This window comes from Catalinimonas locisalis (assembly GCF_038039535.1).
Taxonomy (GTDB): domain Bacteria; phylum Bacteroidota; class Bacteroidia; order Cytophagales; family Cyclobacteriaceae; genus Catalinimonas.
Genome location: NZ_JBBPHP010000001.1, coordinates 748,447 through 765,861, shown reverse-complemented (window position 1 = coordinate 765,861; position 17,415 = coordinate 748,447). Strand labels below are relative to the sequence as shown.

The following is a 17,415-nucleotide window of genomic DNA, read 5'->3' as shown; positions in this document are numbered from 1 at the left end:
TCTGTTGAATGAATAGTGGAACTATAACTTTGTACTTCTCAGCCTGAGGCTGTTGGTGACTACAGACACTGAGCTTAGGGCCATGGCCGCACCGGCAATCATCGGGTCCAGCAGAAAACCGAAGAACGGAAAAAGCACACCTGCCGCAATCGGAATCCCGATGACATTGTAAATAAATGCCCAAAACAGATTCTGTTTGATGGTCTTCACCGTTTTACCGGACAAATTCAGCGCTTTGGGGATGGCAGTAAGGTCAGATGTGATGAGCGTCATCTTGGCTACGTCCATCGCAATGTCAGAACCTTTGCCCATCGCAATGCTTACATCTGCCTGGGCCAGTGCCTGAGAGTCGTTGATACCATCGCCCACCATCGCTACAATTTTTCCCTTTTGCTGTAATTCTTTTACAAAATCGGATTTGTCAGAGGGCAGCACTTCTGCTTTGAAATGTTGCAGGCCAACTTCTCTGGCTACTGCTTCGGCGGTCTGCTGATTGTCGCCGGTGAGCATATATACCTCTACCCCCTGCTGCTGTAAACTTTGGATAGCCTGTCGGGAAGTCGCTTTGATCTTATCCGCGATGGCGATCACGGCCAGCACCTGATCCTGATCTGCAAAATAGACGACAGTATTCGCTTTCTGCTGCCAAGCTCTTGCCTGTTCTTCTAGCTTGTTGGGCAAAGTAATCTTCTGTTCAAGGATCAGTTGCAGATTCCCCACATAATAGCTTTGCTCTGCAGTCTGGGCTTTTACTCCCCTGCCGGTCAGGCTTTCAAATCCTTCCAGTTCAGCAGCTTCACGGCGAGTAACTGTGTTCTCTTCTTCTGCCAGCGCATTGACTACCGCCTCGGCTAGTGGGTGTTCCGACTGTTTTTCTAGGGTATATAGTATGTTTTTATAGCCTGCTTTCTGCTCATCTTTTACCTCAGAACTCCATTGTATACCGCTAACCGCAGGCTTTCCCTCGGTAATGGTTCCGGTCTTATCCAGAATGATAGCATTTACTTTATGTCCCAGTTCCAGGCTCTCCGCATCCTTGATCAAAATATTGTTTTCTGCACCTTTGCCTACGCCTACCATGATAGCCGTCGGCGTAGCCAGACCCAGTGCACAGGGACAGGCAATGACCAGCACTGTAATGGAAGTCAGCAAGGCATGGGTGAAAGCATTTTCTCCACCAAAGAGCATCCAGGCTATAAAAGTAAGGATAGAAATTCCGATGACTACGGGCACAAAGATACCGGCGATTTTATCTACTAACTTCTGCACGGGGGCTTTACTGCCCTGAGCTTCCTGCACCATTTTGATGATTTGTCCGAGAACTGTCTCTCCGCCTACTTTATGCGTCTCAAAGCGGAAGCTTCCCTGCTGGTTGACTGTACCGGCAAATACCTGATCTCCTTTTTGTTTCTGTACCGGAATAGGTTCGCCGCTGATCATGCTTTCGTCCACATAAGAAGAACCAGACTGCACTACCCCATCCACTGGTATTTTCTCTCCCGGTCGTACCAGGATCAGATAGCCCGGCTGCACCTGGGCTACCGGAATTTCCTGCTCTACGCCTTCAACAATGGCATGTACAGTTTTGGGTTGAAGTCCGATTAGTTTTTTAATGGCAGAAGAAGTATTGGCTTTGGCTCTTTCTTCCAGCAGTTTGCCCAAAGAAATCAGGGTGATGATGACTGCTGCTGCCTCAAAGTAGGTATGTGCTGGCAGCCCACGACTAAACCAGAACTCAGGATAGAAGGTAGTAAATGCACTAAAGAGAAACGCGATTCCGGTACTCAATGCCACCAGTGTATCCATATTGGCCTTTAGATGTCGGGCCTGCTTCCAGGCATTGACAAAGAAATTACGTCCAAACCAGAAAAGCACCGGTGCGGTCAACAGCATCATGATCCAGTTGCCATAAGACATATCCATAAAGAACATACCGATGATGAAGACCGGCAGTGTTAGCAGTGCAGCATAAAGGGTACGCTTTTTCAGTGCCTGATACTCCTGCTGCTGAGATTCGGCCTGCTTTTCCTGAGCGTTTTCGGTATCAATGATCAGGTCATAGCCTACTGAACGCACTGCCTGTTGCAAGGACTCGGCACTTACTTCAGGCTCTGCCTCTACCCAGGCAGACTGGGTAGCAAAGTTGACCCCTGCATCCTTTACACCCTCAGTGGTTTTGAGCGTAGATTCCACACTTACCGCACAGGCGGCACAACTCATACCGGTGACGGGATAAGTTTTACGAACTAAGCCATTAGCTTCTTTTGGTCTAGTGGCTGGTTCCTGATCTATTATGATATGATTCGTTGCCATAGTATTGCTTTTTTATACAACAAAATAACATAAAGCAAGGCAAAGATGATTTACAGAATTCCGGATAAGATTTATATGATTTTCAGGTGGGAGAGATAAAGCAACAAAGACTATCTCACTCACTATTATATTTTTCTCTCATATGAAATATTTTGGTTCCTAGTTTACAAAAATAAAGACCTTCCCAACTAAGAGAAGGCCTTAGAAATTCACTTACTTTATAATTCGTTCCTTCAATTCAGGAATAACTAATTATTCCCACTTCTACTACTTCTACCGGATCGGCTTGAGGAACTCCTCTCTGTGCTCCTTGACTCAGAACTTCGGGGTGAACTTGATCTTACTGCCGAAGATGAGGAAGATCTGCTGCCTCGCTGATAAGTACTGCTTCCTCTACTGGACTTGGTACTTTGTCCGGAGGACTTAGTATGAGATGATGACCTTTGTATACTGCTACCGCGGCTTCTGCTGCTTGTATTTTCCCTTGCACCATAGCTTTGAGATCTACTGCTCTGTCGCTGTAGTTGCGTATTTGTAGTTGATCTACTACCAGTATTGCTTCTGTAGGTGCTATTTTCTCTCTGAGACTCATAGCTCCTATTCGCACGATTATTATCTATAGTGCTACGTGAATTTGGCGTAGCAGAAGGATAGCTTCTTGTGCTTCTGCTATTCCTGTTATCTATACTTTGTCTGCTACCAGCATATGAATCTCTACTCCTCGTAGTAGTATTATTGCGATAAGTTGATGCATTTGAACGACTCGTACGGGACTCTGTCGCCCTTGTAGACCGCTGGTTAGCATCATAATCTACCCTGTTGCTTCTTCCCGAAGGACGGTATACACTGACCGCGCCGTTACGAACCTCTGTTCTACCTGCTCGGTCTACTTGTCTGATATTGTGTACGCGCACCTGCTTATGGGTAGCACGTTCAATATCGCGTACTCTCGGCCCGGTATAATATGTATGTCTGCCATTATCCACATAGGTGTTGTTGATAATGGTAGTATGGTTAATAATATTGGTTACATGCCGTCTGGGAGCACAATAGCGGTACACATTACGGCGAGAAAAATGGCCATACTTTACAAATGTCCAGTACGAATTAGGAATATACCTTCCTATGTTGACCGATATATTAATGTTTACCCCTGGTCCTAAGGGAGCCCAGCCATAGTATCCGCCTCCGTTACGCCAGGCTACCCAGGCAGGTCCCCATTCGTTTCCGGGAACCCACATCCATCCGTAATAATTATCATAGCGCCATCTTCCGTAGTGAAAAGGAGCCCATCCCCAGCTATAATTAGAAACCCAGGTATTACCATAATCGGTCATTACCCAGTAACCTTCTGTCATATAGGGATGAAATCCGCGAGGTACATCAGGTATCCAAACCTGTCCGAAGTCTCTGTCATTTACCCAGTTACCATAGGGTGCCAGCTCATGATAAAAGGTTTCAAAAGCAACATGGACTCCCGGTTGGGCTTTCGCACTCTGAAATGCCGTAAAGGATATTGCGATACAGAAAATCAGAAAAAGTGATCTATTTTGGGATATTGTTTTCATGGCATTCATCTTTTGGGTTATCAATCAGGACCTTCAAAGCTTAATAGCAGTAGACGGTCTGCGTAAAGGAAGTATTGATTATAAGCTACATGTAGCAGTCCGTGCGTTAGAAGAAGACTACAATTTGGGGTAATGAAGAGTAGCATTATTACACGAAATATTTCTTTTATTTAAGAAAAAATCATATCACTCTTCTCACATTCTTACAGCCCCAAACACATTGGTCTATACTTTCAAACGACTGATAATCAGCATTATTCTCAGTTTATTACGACCTTTCTTATAAAAGATCAAATACCATGCCTTCTCTTTAAAAATTTAAAATGTATGCTTAAAATCTTACATGATTTCTATTTTGAAAAGCATCTGTAATAGCAATAATCAGGAAGATTAAAAGTCCGCTTTTTGATGATTTTAGTTTGAAAGAAAGACAAAATACAGTTTACTTATTTCTCTATTCAAGTTGTATAATATACCCAGGGAGAGGCTAAGGGCTAATCTTCTTTTTCTAAAAGTATTTCGCTTCCAGTTACTTAGCAAGTTTTGGCTTTTTGGTATTCTGCTGTAAGGTTTGTTTATGATGTTTCCGAAAAGGTCCCATCTGCTGCTCTATAAAATCATCGGGAAACTCTTCTATACCTTCAAAACCCAGAGGAATATCCCGCCCATCGTGAGGAATATAGTCCGTACGAAAAATATAATCCCAGATACTTAATGTAATACCAAAGTTAACGCCATGCTTATGGCTTTCCGGCAGTTCCTTCGCATGATGCCAGATATGCATTTTAGGATTATTAAGAATATACTTCAGCGGGCCAAAGTCAAAATTGATATTACTGTGGTTGAGGTGCCCGATAGCCAGTGCAAAAATGTGAACTACAAAAAAGTCGGTAATACCAAAGCCAATCATGGCCAGTGGCAGGTACTCCAGAAAACGGTAAACCACAGTTTCCATGAAGTGATAGCGCAGGTGCGCTGCAAAGCCCATCTGCTGCACAGAGTGATGCACTTTATGCACCTCCCATAGCCAGGGTACCGTATGCAGGAGACGGTGTACATTGAAATGGATGAAATCGCGTAGGATGAACAATGTGAGAAGTTGTCCCCATACCGGCCATGAGTTGATTTCCAGAGCTATCAGGTTGGTTACGCCAAAAAGTGCCAGAAAATCGTTGAACAACTGCACAAATACATCGGACACCGCATTGTAACCGATCAGCGAAAACAAAAAGAAATTGAAAAACATATAAAAGGCATCCTGCCAGAAGTCTTTGCGAAAAACAGGCTGCTTCTTGCGCCAGGGAATGATGATTTCCAAAGCAAAAAAGAAAAGAGAAACACCGATCAACCACCAAAAGTAGTTGTTCCAGGCGGGATGTGTGATTTCGTGTATCAGGTACTTCCAGTAGCCAGTAAAGCCATTGACAAAGATTTCAAAATATTTTTGCAGTGCCATTGTTTTTCTTCCGATTATTTGCACTTGCTTAGACGATAAACATATGAATAAAGTTTCATATGAAAATTACTTACTTTATGGCTTAAGCATGCATTGCCAAAACAAATATTCGTACTTACAGGTCTACATACCGTACGAAACGACCGTCTTTATGAGCACTTCTAATGAGCAGCATAATTACGCCCCTCTTATTCTGAGCTTAAGACTGGATGAAGATTCGCAGATTTTCTTTAATCAACTACGAAAGCGATATTTTCCCCCAGAACGAAATTACCTGGATGCCCACCTCACGCTTTTTCATCATCTTCCGGGTGAGGAAATACGAAATATCAAAAAGCAGCTGCGAGAAGTCAGTACGACCACATCCATTTTTCCGCTGGAGGTAACAAAAGTAAAAATGATTGGGCGCGGAGTGGCCCACCAACTGGAAAGTGACGCGCTCATGAAAATGCATAAGGAACTTGCCCGGCAGTGGCAAAAGTGGCTTACACCTCAGGACAGCCAGAAGCTGTGGCCCCATATTACTGGGCAAAACAAAGTTGACCCTGATAAAGCCAAAATGCTGTATGAAAAATTATCTGATAGCTTTGAGCCACTCACTGCCTATGCAACCGGATTAAGTTTATGGGCCTATCAAAATGGTCCCTGGAAGCATAAAGACGAATTTAGCTTTCGCTAAAAACAAAAACTCCGGTGACCCAAAAGCTCTCGGAGTTTCTACGGCTACTTTAAAGTTTACTCACTTCTCAGACTATTCGCCGGATTTTCTCTGGCCGCACTAATAGATTGCCAGGCCACTGAGGCAAAAGCGACAAATAGCGCGGCTAAACCTCCAATGACAAAGACGCCCAGGCCAATTTCAGTTTGGTAGGCAAAATTCTCCAGCCAGCTTTCTGACAAATACCAGGCAAGAGGCACTGCCATAATAAAAGCGACCGTTACCAGTTGCGTAAATTCTTTGGAAAAGAGGAATACAATCTGGGTAATAGAAGCGCCTAATATTTTGCGCACACTTACTTCTTTTCGCTTCTGCTCCACCAGGAAGGAAATTAAACCGAATAACCCAAGACAGCCAATGAATATCGCTACCGCAGAAAAGATTCGGAATAAGGTATAGGTGCGCATATCTTCTTCATAAAGGCTGGCAAGTTGTGCATCCATAAATTCGTACTGAAACAAATCGTTGGGATAAAGGCTTAACCATGCTTCTTCCACTTTCTCTATTCCGGCAGTATAATTTTCGGCATTGAGCTTGACACCCGCATTATAAAAAAGCGGCGCATAAGTCACAAAGCATACAGGCATCATTTCATTGTGTAAAGAACTCTCATGAAAGTCTGCTACCACGCCTATAATTTCTCCCTCACGTCCGCCAAAACCTAATATGACAGACTCTCCCAAGGCTTCATCTACTGAAGTGTAGCCCAACTCCTTTGTAAAGCGTTCGTTAACGATAAAACGATTTTCCGGAGATTTTAAATCATAATCCTCAAACCATCGGCCTGCCAGAAGCTGTATGCCAAACACATCCATATACTGATGGTCAACCGGTTTGATATTGGCAATGCCCGACTCATTGCCTAATCCTCTTTCTGTTTTGTCATAAGGCGTAAGGATCATATTTTCTGTATTGGGCGCACCCAGACAAAGACTTAGGGCTTCTATGCCTGCCTGATCAAGTAAGCGAGTACGAAACGCATCCAGCCTGACTGAATCAGTTTCTGGTATAGGCACATTGATGATAGCCTCCTGCTCAAATCCCATCGCTTTGGAGCGGATATAATCCATCTGATTGGCTACGATCAGGGTAGCGATGATCAGTACCTGCGCAATCAAAAACTGAAAAACTACCAGGCCTCTTCGCAACCATATAGAAGATTGGCTGTGAGAGTTCATGGTATTCCTCAAAGCTTTTATCGGCTGAAAACCTGAGACTACAAAAGCAGGGTACAGACCACTCAAGATGGCTACTAGCAGAATTAAGAGTAAAGCATAAATCCAGAAACTAAAGTCAGTGGTGATATCCAGATGGATATCCTTTTGTAGATAATTATTTAGCATGGGAAGTAGCTGCATAATGGCGATGAAAGCAATCGCAAAGGAGATAAGCGTTACTACAAAAGCCTCGCCGGAAAACTGTCTAATCAGGTTGACTCTCAAGGCTCCCAATGCTTTACGTATTCCTACTTCTTTACTTTTGCGTAAACTGATGGCGGTAGATAAATTGACAAAGTTGATGCAGGCAATCAGCATAATAAAAACGCCTACCGCTCCTACTATCCAAAGATAGCTTTTGCTGATCGGGGTAGAAGCCAGCCCTCCTCTTGAATACATGTCATCAAAGTGAATGTTATGAAGCGGCTGTAGTTGAAAACTGACGTTGCTCCAGCTTTCTTCGTTGTAATATTTTTTTACCAGTTCTGTAAAGTCCACTGACTCAGGAGATGCTCCCTCGGGCAGGAGCACATAGGTATAGCCGGAAGAAACAAAATTCCAGCTATCCAGCGGTGAATCTATGTATTCAGCTGTCAGCGATTCCAGAGAAACCAGCATATCAAAATGCAAATGCGTATTGGCAGGAGGGTCTTGTACTACGGCTCCTACTTCTACATCTATTCTGTTGCGTAAGCTCAAGCGCTTACCTAAGGGGTTCTCTCCTTTAAAATATTTTTGGGCAAGGCTTTCAGAAAGTACAGCAAAGCCCGGCTCATGCATACTCCGTTCTACATCTCCAGCAATAACAAAATTTTCACCATAGCCATAATCAAAAATATCCAGAAAGCTGCTGTCAGCAAAGATGATCGCATCCTCAATAAATTTTTCATCCTCTACCCTGACAAAGACTTCCTGATCAAAATGAAGACCAGAAATTTTTTCCAGTTGCGAAGCATAATCCATACGTACTGCTGTCGGGGCAGGGTATGGAGATGCGGCATTTTTTCTTTCTCCCCGCGTCTGCACTATTCGGTAGATACGGTCAGCCTGGGAATGCATGTTTTCAAAGCTCAGCTCATAGCGGATGAGCAAAAAGATAATCAAAGCAGTAGTAAGGCCTAGTGCTAACCCCAGAATGTTCACTGCGGCATACACCCGGTTGCGCTTCAGGTTGCGTATGGCTACGATGAGATAATTTTTAAGCATAGGTTTAGAGAAAATATATTATCAAGATCAGCCAATTTATATACCATATATTCAAAAATCTGATTATCAATACTTTGCACAAAAATATTGTGTATAATATTGTCCATAACTGGACATTGATTGTTCTGCTATGGACAGTGGTTTTCTGCTTTAGCTCAAATTATTGATAAATTTATTCAACAGGATTAAACCTTCTGCGCTCTGCCGTATCCAAAGGGCAGAACGTAACTAAGAAAGCATTGCAAGTATTGGAGAGAGCAACAGTAACATTAGAAGATGCCCAATTGCTAGAGCAGTTTAGCAAGGGGACAGCGATGCAACGCGAGCAGGCCTTCAACCAGGTGGTGAAGAAGTACCAGCAGCGGGTATATTTTCTGGTGCGCAAGATGGTGATTGACCATGAGGATGCCGATGATGTAGTACAGGAGGTTTTTATCAAAGTCTGGAAAAACCTGGGAGGTTTTGCAGGTAGTTCACAGCTTTTTACCTGGATTTATCGCATTGCTACCAACGAAAGCTTACGCTTTCTGGAAAAGAAGAAGAAAAAGAGATTCTGGATTTCTATGAATGATACAAATACGGAGCTAACCAGTAAGCTGGAGACTTCCCCGCATATGAGTGGAGACGAGGTGCAGAAGAAATTACAGAAAGCTTTACTTAAACTTCCTGATAAGCAACGCCTGGTTTTTAACCTCAAGTATTTTGAGGAACTCAAATACGAGGAGATGGCGGAAATTACCGGTACCAGCGTAGGTAGCCTCAAAGCCAGCTACCATCATGCGGTTAAGAAAATAGAAGAAGACCTAAAAATGCAACTGACAGAATAAAATGAAATCACCTGACGAGTTGAAGAAAAACATTTTTGAAACCCCGGATGGCTATTTTGAAGCTTTGCCCGGGCGCATTCAGGAAAGAATACAGCAGGAAAAGCAGGAGAAAAAAAGCTTTACTCTTCCGCAATGGACTTATGCCGCAGCAGCCTCGGTTCTGCTCCTTCTGACAGGAGGCATATTCTTCTTCCAGCTAACAGACCAGCCTACTGAGACCATAGCTGCTGAGCAAAATGTAGAACAATTGTTGGCCTCAATCTCTGAAGATGAAATCATAGATTACCTCCAGATGAATGCAGAAGTCAGTACTTTGGAGCTTACGCTCACAGAAGAAGAACAGCAGGAATTACTTTTGAACGAATTAGACAATTATAACATACCTCTTGAAGATTATGCATATGAAGTGGAATACATTGAAGAGTATTTTTAAGCCACTAATGGCAGTGATGCTGCTCACATGCTGGATGAGCAGCAGTGCACAGGCGCAAGGGCCTGGCCCCGGAGGAAGAGAAAAACTGGAAAGTGCGAAGATCGCACATATTACTGAACGTTTATCTCTCACTCCTGAAACCGCACAGAAATTCTGGCCGATCTATAATCAGCTCAGTGAAAAAGAGCGTGAACTGAGAAGAAAAGAATTTGAGATGCGCAGGAACATGAATACCAGCGAACTGACAGAGGATGAAGCACAGGCTAAGTTGGACCAGTACTTTGCGCTGAAGGAGGATCAGCTTGCCTTAGAAAAAGACGCAGTCCAGCAGTATCAGGATGTGCTGACGCCTACGCAGGTTTTGCAGTTATTCAAAGCGGAAGCCGATTTTCACCGTATGATTTTACAGAAATTCGGTGAGAGAAGAAGAGGCGAAGGTCCTCCTAACCGATAGTTTTGTCCAATTATACCCATAAGCCGCAAGCATTAAGTTTGTGGCTTTTTTATTTTCATCATTCCGCATTTTTTGTTACATCTGCTTAAGCTCCAGACAAAAAAGGAATTTTTATTCACTAAATGCCCTTTACTTAGCGTTCTGATAAATAAATACTGAGCTTATGAAAAGAGCATACTTATCTTTCATTCTTTGCTGTATCACGCTTCTGCCCCTGATGGCGCAGGAAGAAGATATGGTGTTTCCGGCAGGATTGCGTTTTTTGGATTATAACAACAATTTGCCTGATAACCTGCTGCATACCAAATCTGTGGTTTTTGTGGATGTCCCGGTAAAGTCTGGCACTTCGCTCCGTGGCGACTGGCAGGCACTGGCCAGGGAAGGGCATCAGGTTTTCAAAAGTGTGGGTATTGATGCGGTAGCTTATTATAACCTGGGCGATGTTGAGGCCGGTAAGGACGCTTCCATTAAACTGGCAGAAGAACTCAAAAGCCGACAGATTGAAAATATTATCCTCTTAAGCCAGGTACAGCTCAAAATTGCCGGCAAAGATGCTGAACGCTTTGCTATACTGATTACGGATTTTAACGAAGAGAGCTCGTTTATCTCTCACGGACAGGCAGCTTACAAAGAAGTAGCCAAAGATACGGAAAAGCTATTCAAGCAGTTTGACAGGGACATACGCAAAAGTGGAATGGCCTCACAAAACCATTTGATTGCTGACCAGCCTGAATTCTTTACCGGAGCAGGTAATATCATCAAGGGAAGAAGAGCCCAAGGTTTTGCTCAGGACTTAAAACTGGATAAGTTGGCTGTGCCTCAGTTTGAAGAAGCTACCATACCTGCCAATCGTCCGGGAGGCAATGCCAATAAAAACCTGGAAAAAGAAATTGAGAAGAATAACAAAAACGTAAAGCGTAATAATTTGACTCTTAAGGAGATTATGAATGATTATCCTTATGAGTATGCATTGGTAGACCCTACCACTGACGAAGACAAAATCCGTCAGGATGGCTATCAGTTTATACTGCTGCGTATGCATACTACAGGTGAGAATGTTAAGGAAATGCTGGGGTATGAAGTTGATCCGTCCGAGACAGATTATGTAACACTTCAACAAAATGGTGGTAATATCAAAATGCGCCATATCCCGGCCAAAGCTCCGGTTTACAAATATTATATCAAGCATATTTATACCGGGGATGTGTATTTGGGTAATCCATGGGATGCTGATGAAAGCTGGGAAGATGCCTTATCCAACTACATCGGTAATATGAAAAAGGATCTGAATATTGGTAAATAAATATAAAGCCTGCGAATCAGCAGGCTTTATTCTTTTTTTATTACTTAAAAGACTTACCCCCTCACCTTCTCAGGGCTAATTGGTAAGTGGCGTACCCGCTTGCCACAGGCTTTGTAAACGGCATTGGCAATGGCTGCGGTAGACGGTCCCTGCGCAGCTTCTCCCGCCCCCAGGGGTTCTTCATAGGGTTGGTCAATGACTGCTACTTCCACCAAAGGCACATCGCTAAAATGAAATATGGGATATGTGCCCCAATTAAGGCTATTTACATGCTGCTGGTCAAATTTGACTTTTTCTTTCAATGCCCAACTGGCTGATTGTACCATACCTCCTTCGGTCTGGTTTTTCAAGCCATCCAGATTAATGACTTCTCCGGCATCTATTACACCCCACATATGTTGTACCTGCACCTTTCCATTGCTTTTGTCCACTTTTACTTTGGCTGCTACGGCACAGTAAGAAGCGGAATTTTTGTAGCGTGAAAATGCGTAGCCAATGCCTTCATTTTGATTTACTTCCTGATCTTTGATCATCTCCCCCAGCTTTTTCATCACGGCTATAGCTCTTTCATCTTCTGAGTGCATCAGGCGAAACTCCAACGGATCTTTACCTGCCTCTTCCGCCAGCTCATCCATAAAAGATTCTATGGCAAAAATATTGGCATAAGCTCCCAAGCCTCTAAGCGAAGACACTCGCAAGGGCCCCTCAAAGAAGTTTGCGTCTATCTTCAGATTAGGAATGCTATAGTAAGGTTGTGAATTACGATATCCACCACCGCTGTAGCCATAAGAAGTACGAGGGAAAGGCTTCTTCAGATAATGTGCAGTCATCAGATTTCCCGGATCGCCACCCGGACGCGTACTATGCGAATCTGACCAAAGCTCACATTGCCACTGCTTTATTCTTCCTGACGGATCCAGCCTTGCTGAAGGCTCTATGATCATAGCTGTACCGTAAGGCTCCCAGCCATGTTCATCCTCTCTGGACCATTGCAATCTGATATGTTTACCGGGATAAGCCATGGCCATCAGGGCAGCATCTGCTGCGGCATCGTCTGCGCCATTATGTCCATAACATCCCGAACCCGGCACTCCTTTGATATGGATTTTTTCCGCAGATAATCCTACTACTTCTACCAGAGAGCCCCGCAAAGGGTATACACCCTGACTATGTGACCAGATATACAACTCTCCCTGATCATACAAAGCCACTGCGCAAGAAGGCCCAATAGAGGCATGCATGATATAGGGTTTAAAATAGCTGGCTTTTATAGCCTTACCACTGGAATCAAAATTTCCTTTGTTTTCAACACTTTCTTTTCTGGCGGACAGACTCTTCAAATATTCATCCAGAGGTTGGTCGGCAGGTAATGCCGGAGCTTCTGACCATTGTGAATTTCTTTGCAAAAATTCCTGAGCCTTAACCGCCTGATATTCATCTTCGGTGATTACCCCCAGAAAGCTGCCATTAACCACCACTTTGAGTAATCCTTTGACCTCTTTCCTCAACCCTTCTTCGTCAAAACTTTCTAAAGTCGCCTGATATGCTTTAGGTCGGATACTACGGGCGTGTACCATACCAGGAAAACGTAAGTCCTGTACGTAAACTTCTTCTCCTCTTACCATCCGGCTGATACCCTGACGGGGAAAGGCCGTGCCTACCCACTTATGTTCTTTCTTAGGTTTTAATGCCACCGAAGCCTTTACCTCGTCTTCCAGTTGTTTACCTTTCAGCAATTCGGCAAAGCTCATTCTAGGCTTGCCATTATGGAGTATTTTTCCGTCTTCTACTTCTAATGTTTCAGCACCTACTCCCATTTCCCGGGCTGCTATCTCCAGTAATTTTGCACGGGCAGCAGCCGCGGCATAACGCACCGACATGGCACTGTTAACGATAGACCCACTACCCGCGGTATAGCCTTCATCAGGCGTCACGCCTGTTTCTACCAGATGTACTTTTATCAGCTCAGGCTTAGTGTTCAATTCTTCAGCAGCTACTTGTCCTATAGCGGTGCGTATGCCCTGCCCTAGTTCTATTTTTCCGGTATATACCTGGATTGTACCATCTTCAAGTACTTGCAGCCAGGCATTAATATGAGGATTTTGGGAGATGCTACGAGGTAAATCATTATTCAGCAAAGGGCCTTCTTCTCCAGCAGCTAACCCACAGCTTGTCCACATCGGAAATGCAATGGTAAGGCAGCCAGTAGCCTTAAGAAAATTTCTACGTGATTTGGAAGTCTGTTTCTTTTCTGAGATAGACGTTTTCATAGACAGGCTCATTTTAGGGATTCATGTTTTGGGCGGCAGAACGGATAGCTCGCATCACTCTGGGTTGGATACTGCATCGGCACAGCACCCGCTCCATACCCTCACGAATGGCCGTATCATCTGGATTATTGTTCTCTTCCAGCAGGGCAACAGCTGAGATGACCATACCATTCAGGCAATATCCACATTGAGCGGCCTGCTGCTCCACAAAAGCCTGCTGTACCGGATGCAGATTGTCCTTTTCGTCAATCAGTCCTTCAAGGGTAGTAATTTTCTTGTTCGCTGCCGCTGAGACAGGCATACGGCAGGTAGGCATTGCCTTACCCTCAACCAATACCATACAGGAACCACACTGTTCAAGTCCGCAGCCGTACTTTGGCCCATTAAGTGCCAATTGGTTACGCAGCACATACAGTAAAGGAGTAGCAGGGTCATCTATTTGCAGGCTGTATTTCTGCCCATTGACCTCAAGAGAGATTTCTTTCATGTTAGGTTGCATTGAAAAATGTATAGGTGCTTAACTATAGTGCTATTAATCTAGCCTGTTGTATTAAAAGTCATTAAGCTGAATTAGAAAATATAACACTTTGTTCCTTCTACTGTTTTAGGAGGATTGCTGACAGTATAAGTCATTTACCATTTATTTGAATCAGAATTACAATTCTTTGAATAGAATGAGTCAAAGCAAGCTTTTGTTTCCTACTACATTTGAGGTAACAGATTAGTAAATATGTTTCACAAAAACTAAAATTAGTATGGAAAGCACAACACAAAAAAGCTTGTACGAAAGATTAGGCGGAAGAGAGGGTATTACCGCCCTGGCAGATGATATTGTAGATGCCCATATGCGTAATCCTCAGATTCAGGCCCGGTATTTACCACTTAAGGATGATCCGGAAAACCTGGAGAAAATTAAAGGTCACCTTGTAGATTTTGTCTGTGCCGGAAGCGGCGGAAATGAGCAATACACTGGCCGAGATATGATTACTACGCATAAAGGTATGAATGTCAGCGAAGCTGAATATATGGCAGCTACAGACGATATCATGAAAACACTGGATAAGCACAATATTGACGAGGAGTCGAAAAAAGACATGCTCGCAATTGTTTATTCTTTAAAGGACGAAATCGTTAGACTTTAAACAAGGAAAAACTTTACCCTAACTACATGTTCTGTGCTAGCTGGAGCATGTACATTTAAGGTATACAGATAAACTGTTTCCATCATTGGGCCAGCTCAACTAGGTTGGAAATAAAAACACGGTCCTTATTTTCTTCATTGATAAGAATGTGTTTGTGAAAATGAGTTGCTGCAACTCATGACTCATACAGTCAGAGGTTCGGAAACGAAAGCCAGACACCTTGATTTAGGGTAATAAATTCTTTATTTTAATATAAACAGTGGCACCAAAAAATTCTTTCTCATGCCTATTTTCATGGACCGTCATGATGTGCCAGGAGTTACCGCCAGAGATGTTGCCGAAGCACATCAGGAAGATTTGAAAATACAAAGCAATTACGACTGCCGGGCGTTGACCTATTGGTTTGACGAAGAAAGGGGTATGGCTTTTTGTCTCATAGAAGCACCAGGCGAAGCTTCTGTCCAGAAGCTACATGACCATGCACATGGCCTCATCCCTAATCAAATCATAGAGGTTGAACCCAAAGTGGTAGAAGCTTTCCTGGGCAGGATTGAGGACCCCGAAGAACAAAATGCCACGAACCTGATCATCAATGATCCGGCCTTCAGAAGTATCATGGTGATTGGTCTGGATGAAGTCATTCAGATTCAAAAAAAAACCGGTAATCAGGAAGCTGTTGGTGCTTTGAATACTATAAAAGAAACGCTGGAAAGTGAATTAAGCAAACACAATGGGCTCAAGGTAGAACACAATGAAAACTGTTTTATAGCTTCCTTCGCTTCAGTTACCCAGTCAGTTTTGTGTGCGCTGGCCATTCAGCAGTGTTTTAAAGAGCATAATGCCACCAATACTAAACATAAAATTTATACCCGTATAGGACTTAGTGCGGGAGTTCCAGTCTCAACATCCGGAAGCGATGGATTTTTTGGCGATACCGTAAAGTTGGCTAAACGTTTATGTTTTACTCTCCATACAGGACAGGTTGCAGTTGCTTCACTAGTCAGTGAGTTGTACAACGCCCAAAAATTAAACATCCAGACCGAAGAAAAGACATTATCTCCCCTCAGTCCTTCGGATGAAAATTTTCTGAATCAGACGATGGACCTTATGGAAAGCAGTGCCTGTACTGCTGATTTTGATGTAGAAGCATTTAGCAAACATATGGGCATCAGTAAGCCGCAATTGTACAGAAAAACTACCGCAATTAGCGGTTATTCCCCTAATGACTTAATTAAAGAATACCGCCTGAAGAGAGCGCTTCAGTTGATAGAGCAGCAAAGTGGAAATATTTCAGAAATCGCTTACGATACTGGTTTCAATAGTCTCTCCTACTTTTCCAAGTGCTTTCAGAAACGCTTTGATATTTTACCCTCAGACTATGCTCATGCTATCGCTTAGCACTTTTTATACACTGTGCTGAATCAGGATTACTATTTTTTGAATGGAATGTGTCAAACTAAGGATACGTTTCCTGATACTTTTGGTATCACAGCAGAATGAACATGTTGAACCAAAAATCTAAGTATTATGGAAACGACAACACAAGTAAGCCTTTATGAAAGATTAGGCGGTAGGAAAGGGATTACCGCATTGATTGATGATATTGTAGAAGCACATATGCAAAACCCGCTCATTCAGGTTCGTTTTTTACCTTATAAAGAAGACCCTGAAAACCTGAAGAAGATCAAAGGACATCTGGTAGAATTTTTCTGTGCCGGAAGTGGTGGAGAAGAAGCATACACCGGCCGGGATATGGAAACTACCCACCGAGGCATGAATATCAGTGAAGCTGAATATATGGCAGCGACAGACGATATCATGAAAACGCTGGATAAGCACAATATTGACGAGGAGTCGAAAAAAGATGTACTGGCCATTGCTTACTCGCTGAAAGAGCAAATTATGAGGGTTTGACAATTATGCTTTGCTTTGAAATCTTTCAGTATCACCTGTTTACAGCAAGTAAGCTGAGATATTTCTTATCTGGCAAGTAATAAAAAAGAGTACAGCAATGAACTCTCCTTATGAGCAGGAAGTTTGCTGTACTCCTTGAATAATATTTTAGCTGATAAACTATTGCGTAGTTACCTGCAAACTCGCTACCTGGCTAAGCCGATCTCCAAGGGCTACGGTAGCATAGACAGTGTAATTAGTTTTTGAGGAAAGGCTACTCATACTTGCTGTTCTGAAATCAGCTCCGTTCAGATCAAAGCTGGTGGCATACTGACTTCCTTTAATTTCTTGAGCACTGGGCTTAGCTTTGTCAGTGGTCTGCACCAGATAATAAAAGCGACCATTTACACCATCTTCTTCTATCGTAATTGCAAAAGTAAAACGATCTGCCTGAACACCTCTGGCCTCTAATTGAGGGGCGCTCAATCCTTCTTCCACATCCTCTTCACAAGCTATCAAAAGACAGCAGAAGATCAACAAACTGATACTGAAAATATGTTTCATAGTGGTAAAAGCTTTTTGTTTGTCATAATTTTACCACTATTTCATTTCCTC

General features: G+C 43.2%; 16 protein-coding genes. 9 read left to right on the top strand and 7 right to left on the bottom strand.

The features are described from left to right. Nucleotides 1-21: 21 nt before the first annotated feature. Nucleotides 22-2,313: a heavy metal translocating P-type ATPase gene (locus WJR50_RS03155; RefSeq protein WP_341291763.1), complete on the bottom strand. Its 2,292-nt coding sequence runs from the start codon at nucleotides 2,311-2,313 to the stop codon at nucleotides 22-24. Nucleotides 2,314-2,561: 248 nt separating this feature from the next. Further along, nucleotides 2,562-3,881 carry a DUF6600 domain-containing protein gene (locus tag WJR50_RS03150; protein ID WP_341291762.1) on the bottom strand — a complete coding sequence of 440 codons (1,320 nt, stop codon included), beginning with the start codon at nucleotides 3,879-3,881 and terminating at the stop codon, nucleotides 2,562-2,564. On the opposite strand from WJR50_RS03150, the gene WJR50_RS03145 reads away from it, so the two are divergent. Beyond that, complete coding sequence (locus tag WJR50_RS03145; RefSeq protein ID WP_341291761.1) at nucleotides 3,880-4,014, top strand: hypothetical protein; 135 nt, start codon at nucleotides 3,880-3,882, stop codon at nucleotides 4,012-4,014. The genes WJR50_RS03150 and WJR50_RS03145 overlap by 2 nt on opposite strands. Before the next feature lie 396 nt (nucleotides 4,015-4,410). Here the strand turns inward: WJR50_RS03145 and WJR50_RS03140 are convergent, their stop codons facing one another. Then, the gene (locus tag WJR50_RS03140; protein WP_341291845.1) at nucleotides 4,411-5,331 is read right to left on the bottom strand and encodes a sterol desaturase family protein; all 921 of its coding nucleotides are present in this window, start codon (nucleotides 5,329-5,331) and stop codon (nucleotides 4,411-4,413) included. Nucleotides 5,332-5,488: 157 nt separating this feature from the next. Between WJR50_RS03140 and WJR50_RS03135 the strand changes: the two genes are divergently transcribed. After that, a complete protein-coding gene (locus WJR50_RS03135) occupies nucleotides 5,489-6,016 on the top strand; it encodes a 2'-5' RNA ligase family protein (protein WP_341291760.1) in 528 nt (175 codons plus the stop codon). 56 nt (nucleotides 6,017-6,072) lie between these two features. On the opposite strand, the gene WJR50_RS03130 is transcribed toward WJR50_RS03135, so the two are convergent. After that, entirely contained in the window at nucleotides 6,073-8,478 is a 2,406-nt protein-coding gene (locus tag WJR50_RS03130) for an ABC transporter permease (RefSeq protein ID WP_341291759.1), read from the bottom strand. Nucleotides 8,479-8,792: 314 nt separating this feature from the next. Between WJR50_RS03130 and WJR50_RS03125 the strand changes: the two genes are divergently transcribed. From WJR50_RS03125 to WJR50_RS03110, 4 genes are all read left to right on the top strand, one after another. Continuing rightward, nucleotides 8,793-9,305 (top strand): RNA polymerase sigma factor, encoded by a 513-nt coding sequence (locus WJR50_RS03125; RefSeq protein WP_341291844.1) that lies wholly within the window; start codon nucleotides 8,793-8,795, stop codon nucleotides 9,303-9,305. Between the two features lies 1 nt (nucleotide 9,306). Then, on the top strand, nucleotides 9,307-9,738 hold the full coding sequence (locus tag WJR50_RS03120) for a hypothetical protein (protein ID WP_341291758.1): 432 nt from the start codon (nucleotides 9,307-9,309) through the stop codon (nucleotides 9,736-9,738). Next, complete coding sequence (locus WJR50_RS03115; protein WP_341291757.1) at nucleotides 9,707-10,192, top strand: Spy/CpxP family protein refolding chaperone; 486 nt, start codon at nucleotides 9,707-9,709, stop codon at nucleotides 10,190-10,192. The genes WJR50_RS03120 and WJR50_RS03115 overlap by 32 nt, the downstream gene beginning before the upstream one ends. Before the next feature lie 163 nt (nucleotides 10,193-10,355). Then, nucleotides 10,356-11,495 (top strand): hypothetical protein, encoded by a 1,140-nt coding sequence (locus WJR50_RS03110; RefSeq protein ID WP_341291756.1) that lies wholly within the window; start codon nucleotides 10,356-10,358, stop codon nucleotides 11,493-11,495. Between the two features lie 53 nt (nucleotides 11,496-11,548). Here the strand turns inward: WJR50_RS03110 and WJR50_RS03105 are convergent, their stop codons facing one another. Beyond that, nucleotides 11,549-13,765 carry a xanthine dehydrogenase family protein molybdopterin-binding subunit gene (locus tag WJR50_RS03105; protein WP_341291755.1) on the bottom strand — a complete coding sequence of 739 codons (2,217 nt, stop codon included), beginning with the start codon at nucleotides 13,763-13,765 and terminating at the stop codon, nucleotides 11,549-11,551. Nucleotides 13,766-13,778: 13 nt separating this feature from the next. After that, nucleotides 13,779-14,252 (bottom strand): (2Fe-2S)-binding protein, encoded by a 474-nt coding sequence (locus WJR50_RS03100; RefSeq protein ID WP_341291754.1) that lies wholly within the window; start codon nucleotides 14,250-14,252, stop codon nucleotides 13,779-13,781. A 268-nt stretch (nucleotides 14,253-14,520) separates the two neighbouring features. On the opposite strand from WJR50_RS03100, the gene WJR50_RS03095 reads away from it, so the two are divergent. From WJR50_RS03095 to WJR50_RS03085, 3 genes are all read left to right on the top strand, one after another. Continuing rightward, nucleotides 14,521-14,907 (top strand): group I truncated hemoglobin, encoded by a 387-nt coding sequence (locus tag WJR50_RS03095; RefSeq protein ID WP_341291753.1) that lies wholly within the window; start codon nucleotides 14,521-14,523, stop codon nucleotides 14,905-14,907. Nucleotides 14,908-15,189: 282 nt separating this feature from the next. Beyond that, the gene (locus WJR50_RS03090) at nucleotides 15,190-16,305 is read left to right on the top strand and encodes a nickel-binding protein (protein ID WP_341291752.1); all 1,116 of its coding nucleotides are present in this window, start codon (nucleotides 15,190-15,192) and stop codon (nucleotides 16,303-16,305) included. Nucleotides 16,306-16,434: 129 nt separating this feature from the next. Continuing rightward, nucleotides 16,435-16,821 carry a group I truncated hemoglobin gene (locus WJR50_RS03085; protein WP_341291751.1) on the top strand — a complete coding sequence of 129 codons (387 nt, stop codon included), beginning with the start codon at nucleotides 16,435-16,437 and terminating at the stop codon, nucleotides 16,819-16,821. A 159-nt stretch (nucleotides 16,822-16,980) separates the two neighbouring features. Here the strand turns inward: WJR50_RS03085 and WJR50_RS03080 are convergent, their stop codons facing one another. Beyond that, nucleotides 16,981-17,364, bottom strand: a complete 384-nt coding sequence (locus WJR50_RS03080) for a hypothetical protein (protein WP_341291750.1) — start codon at nucleotides 17,362-17,364, stop codon at nucleotides 16,981-16,983. Between the last annotated feature and the right edge of the window lie 51 nt (nucleotides 17,365-17,415).

What these genes read in the sequence shown, in the direction of transcription:
- WJR50_RS03155 (WP_341291763.1), bottom strand. Translation starts at nt 2,313, where the DNA reads ATGGCAACGAATCATATCATAATAGATCAGGAACCAGCCACTAGACCA.
- WJR50_RS03145 (WP_341291761.1), top strand. Translation starts at nt 3,880, where the DNA reads ATGGCATTCATCTTTTGGGTTATCAATCAGGACCTTCAAAGCTTAATA.
- WJR50_RS03150 (WP_341291762.1), bottom strand. Translation starts at nt 3,881, where the DNA reads ATGAAAACAATATCCCAAAATAGATCACTTTTTCTGATTTTCTGTATC.
- WJR50_RS03135 (WP_341291760.1), top strand. Translation starts at nt 5,489, where the DNA reads ATGAGCACTTCTAATGAGCAGCATAATTACGCCCCTCTTATTCTGAGC.
- WJR50_RS03130 (WP_341291759.1), bottom strand. Translation starts at nt 8,478, where the DNA reads ATGCTTAAAAATTATCTCATCGTAGCCATACGCAACCTGAAGCGCAAC.
- WJR50_RS03125 (WP_341291844.1), top strand. Translation starts at nt 8,793, where the DNA reads ATGCAACGCGAGCAGGCCTTCAACCAGGTGGTGAAGAAGTACCAGCAG.
- WJR50_RS03120 (WP_341291758.1), top strand. Translation starts at nt 9,307, where the DNA reads ATGAAATCACCTGACGAGTTGAAGAAAAACATTTTTGAAACCCCGGAT.
- WJR50_RS03115 (WP_341291757.1), top strand. Translation starts at nt 9,707, where the DNA reads ATGAAGTGGAATACATTGAAGAGTATTTTTAAGCCACTAATGGCAGTG.
- WJR50_RS03110 (WP_341291756.1), top strand. Translation starts at nt 10,356, where the DNA reads ATGAAAAGAGCATACTTATCTTTCATTCTTTGCTGTATCACGCTTCTG.
- WJR50_RS03105 (WP_341291755.1), bottom strand. Translation starts at nt 13,765, where the DNA reads ATGAAAACGTCTATCTCAGAAAAGAAACAGACTTCCAAATCACGTAGA.
- WJR50_RS03100 (WP_341291754.1), bottom strand. Translation starts at nt 14,252, where the DNA reads ATGAAAGAAATCTCTCTTGAGGTCAATGGGCAGAAATACAGCCTGCAA.
- WJR50_RS03095 (WP_341291753.1), top strand. Translation starts at nt 14,521, where the DNA reads ATGGAAAGCACAACACAAAAAAGCTTGTACGAAAGATTAGGCGGAAGA.
- WJR50_RS03090 (WP_341291752.1), top strand. Translation starts at nt 15,190, where the DNA reads ATGCCTATTTTCATGGACCGTCATGATGTGCCAGGAGTTACCGCCAGA.
- WJR50_RS03085 (WP_341291751.1), top strand. Translation starts at nt 16,435, where the DNA reads ATGGAAACGACAACACAAGTAAGCCTTTATGAAAGATTAGGCGGTAGG.
- WJR50_RS03080 (WP_341291750.1), bottom strand. Translation starts at nt 17,364, where the DNA reads ATGAAACATATTTTCAGTATCAGTTTGTTGATCTTCTGCTGTCTTTTG.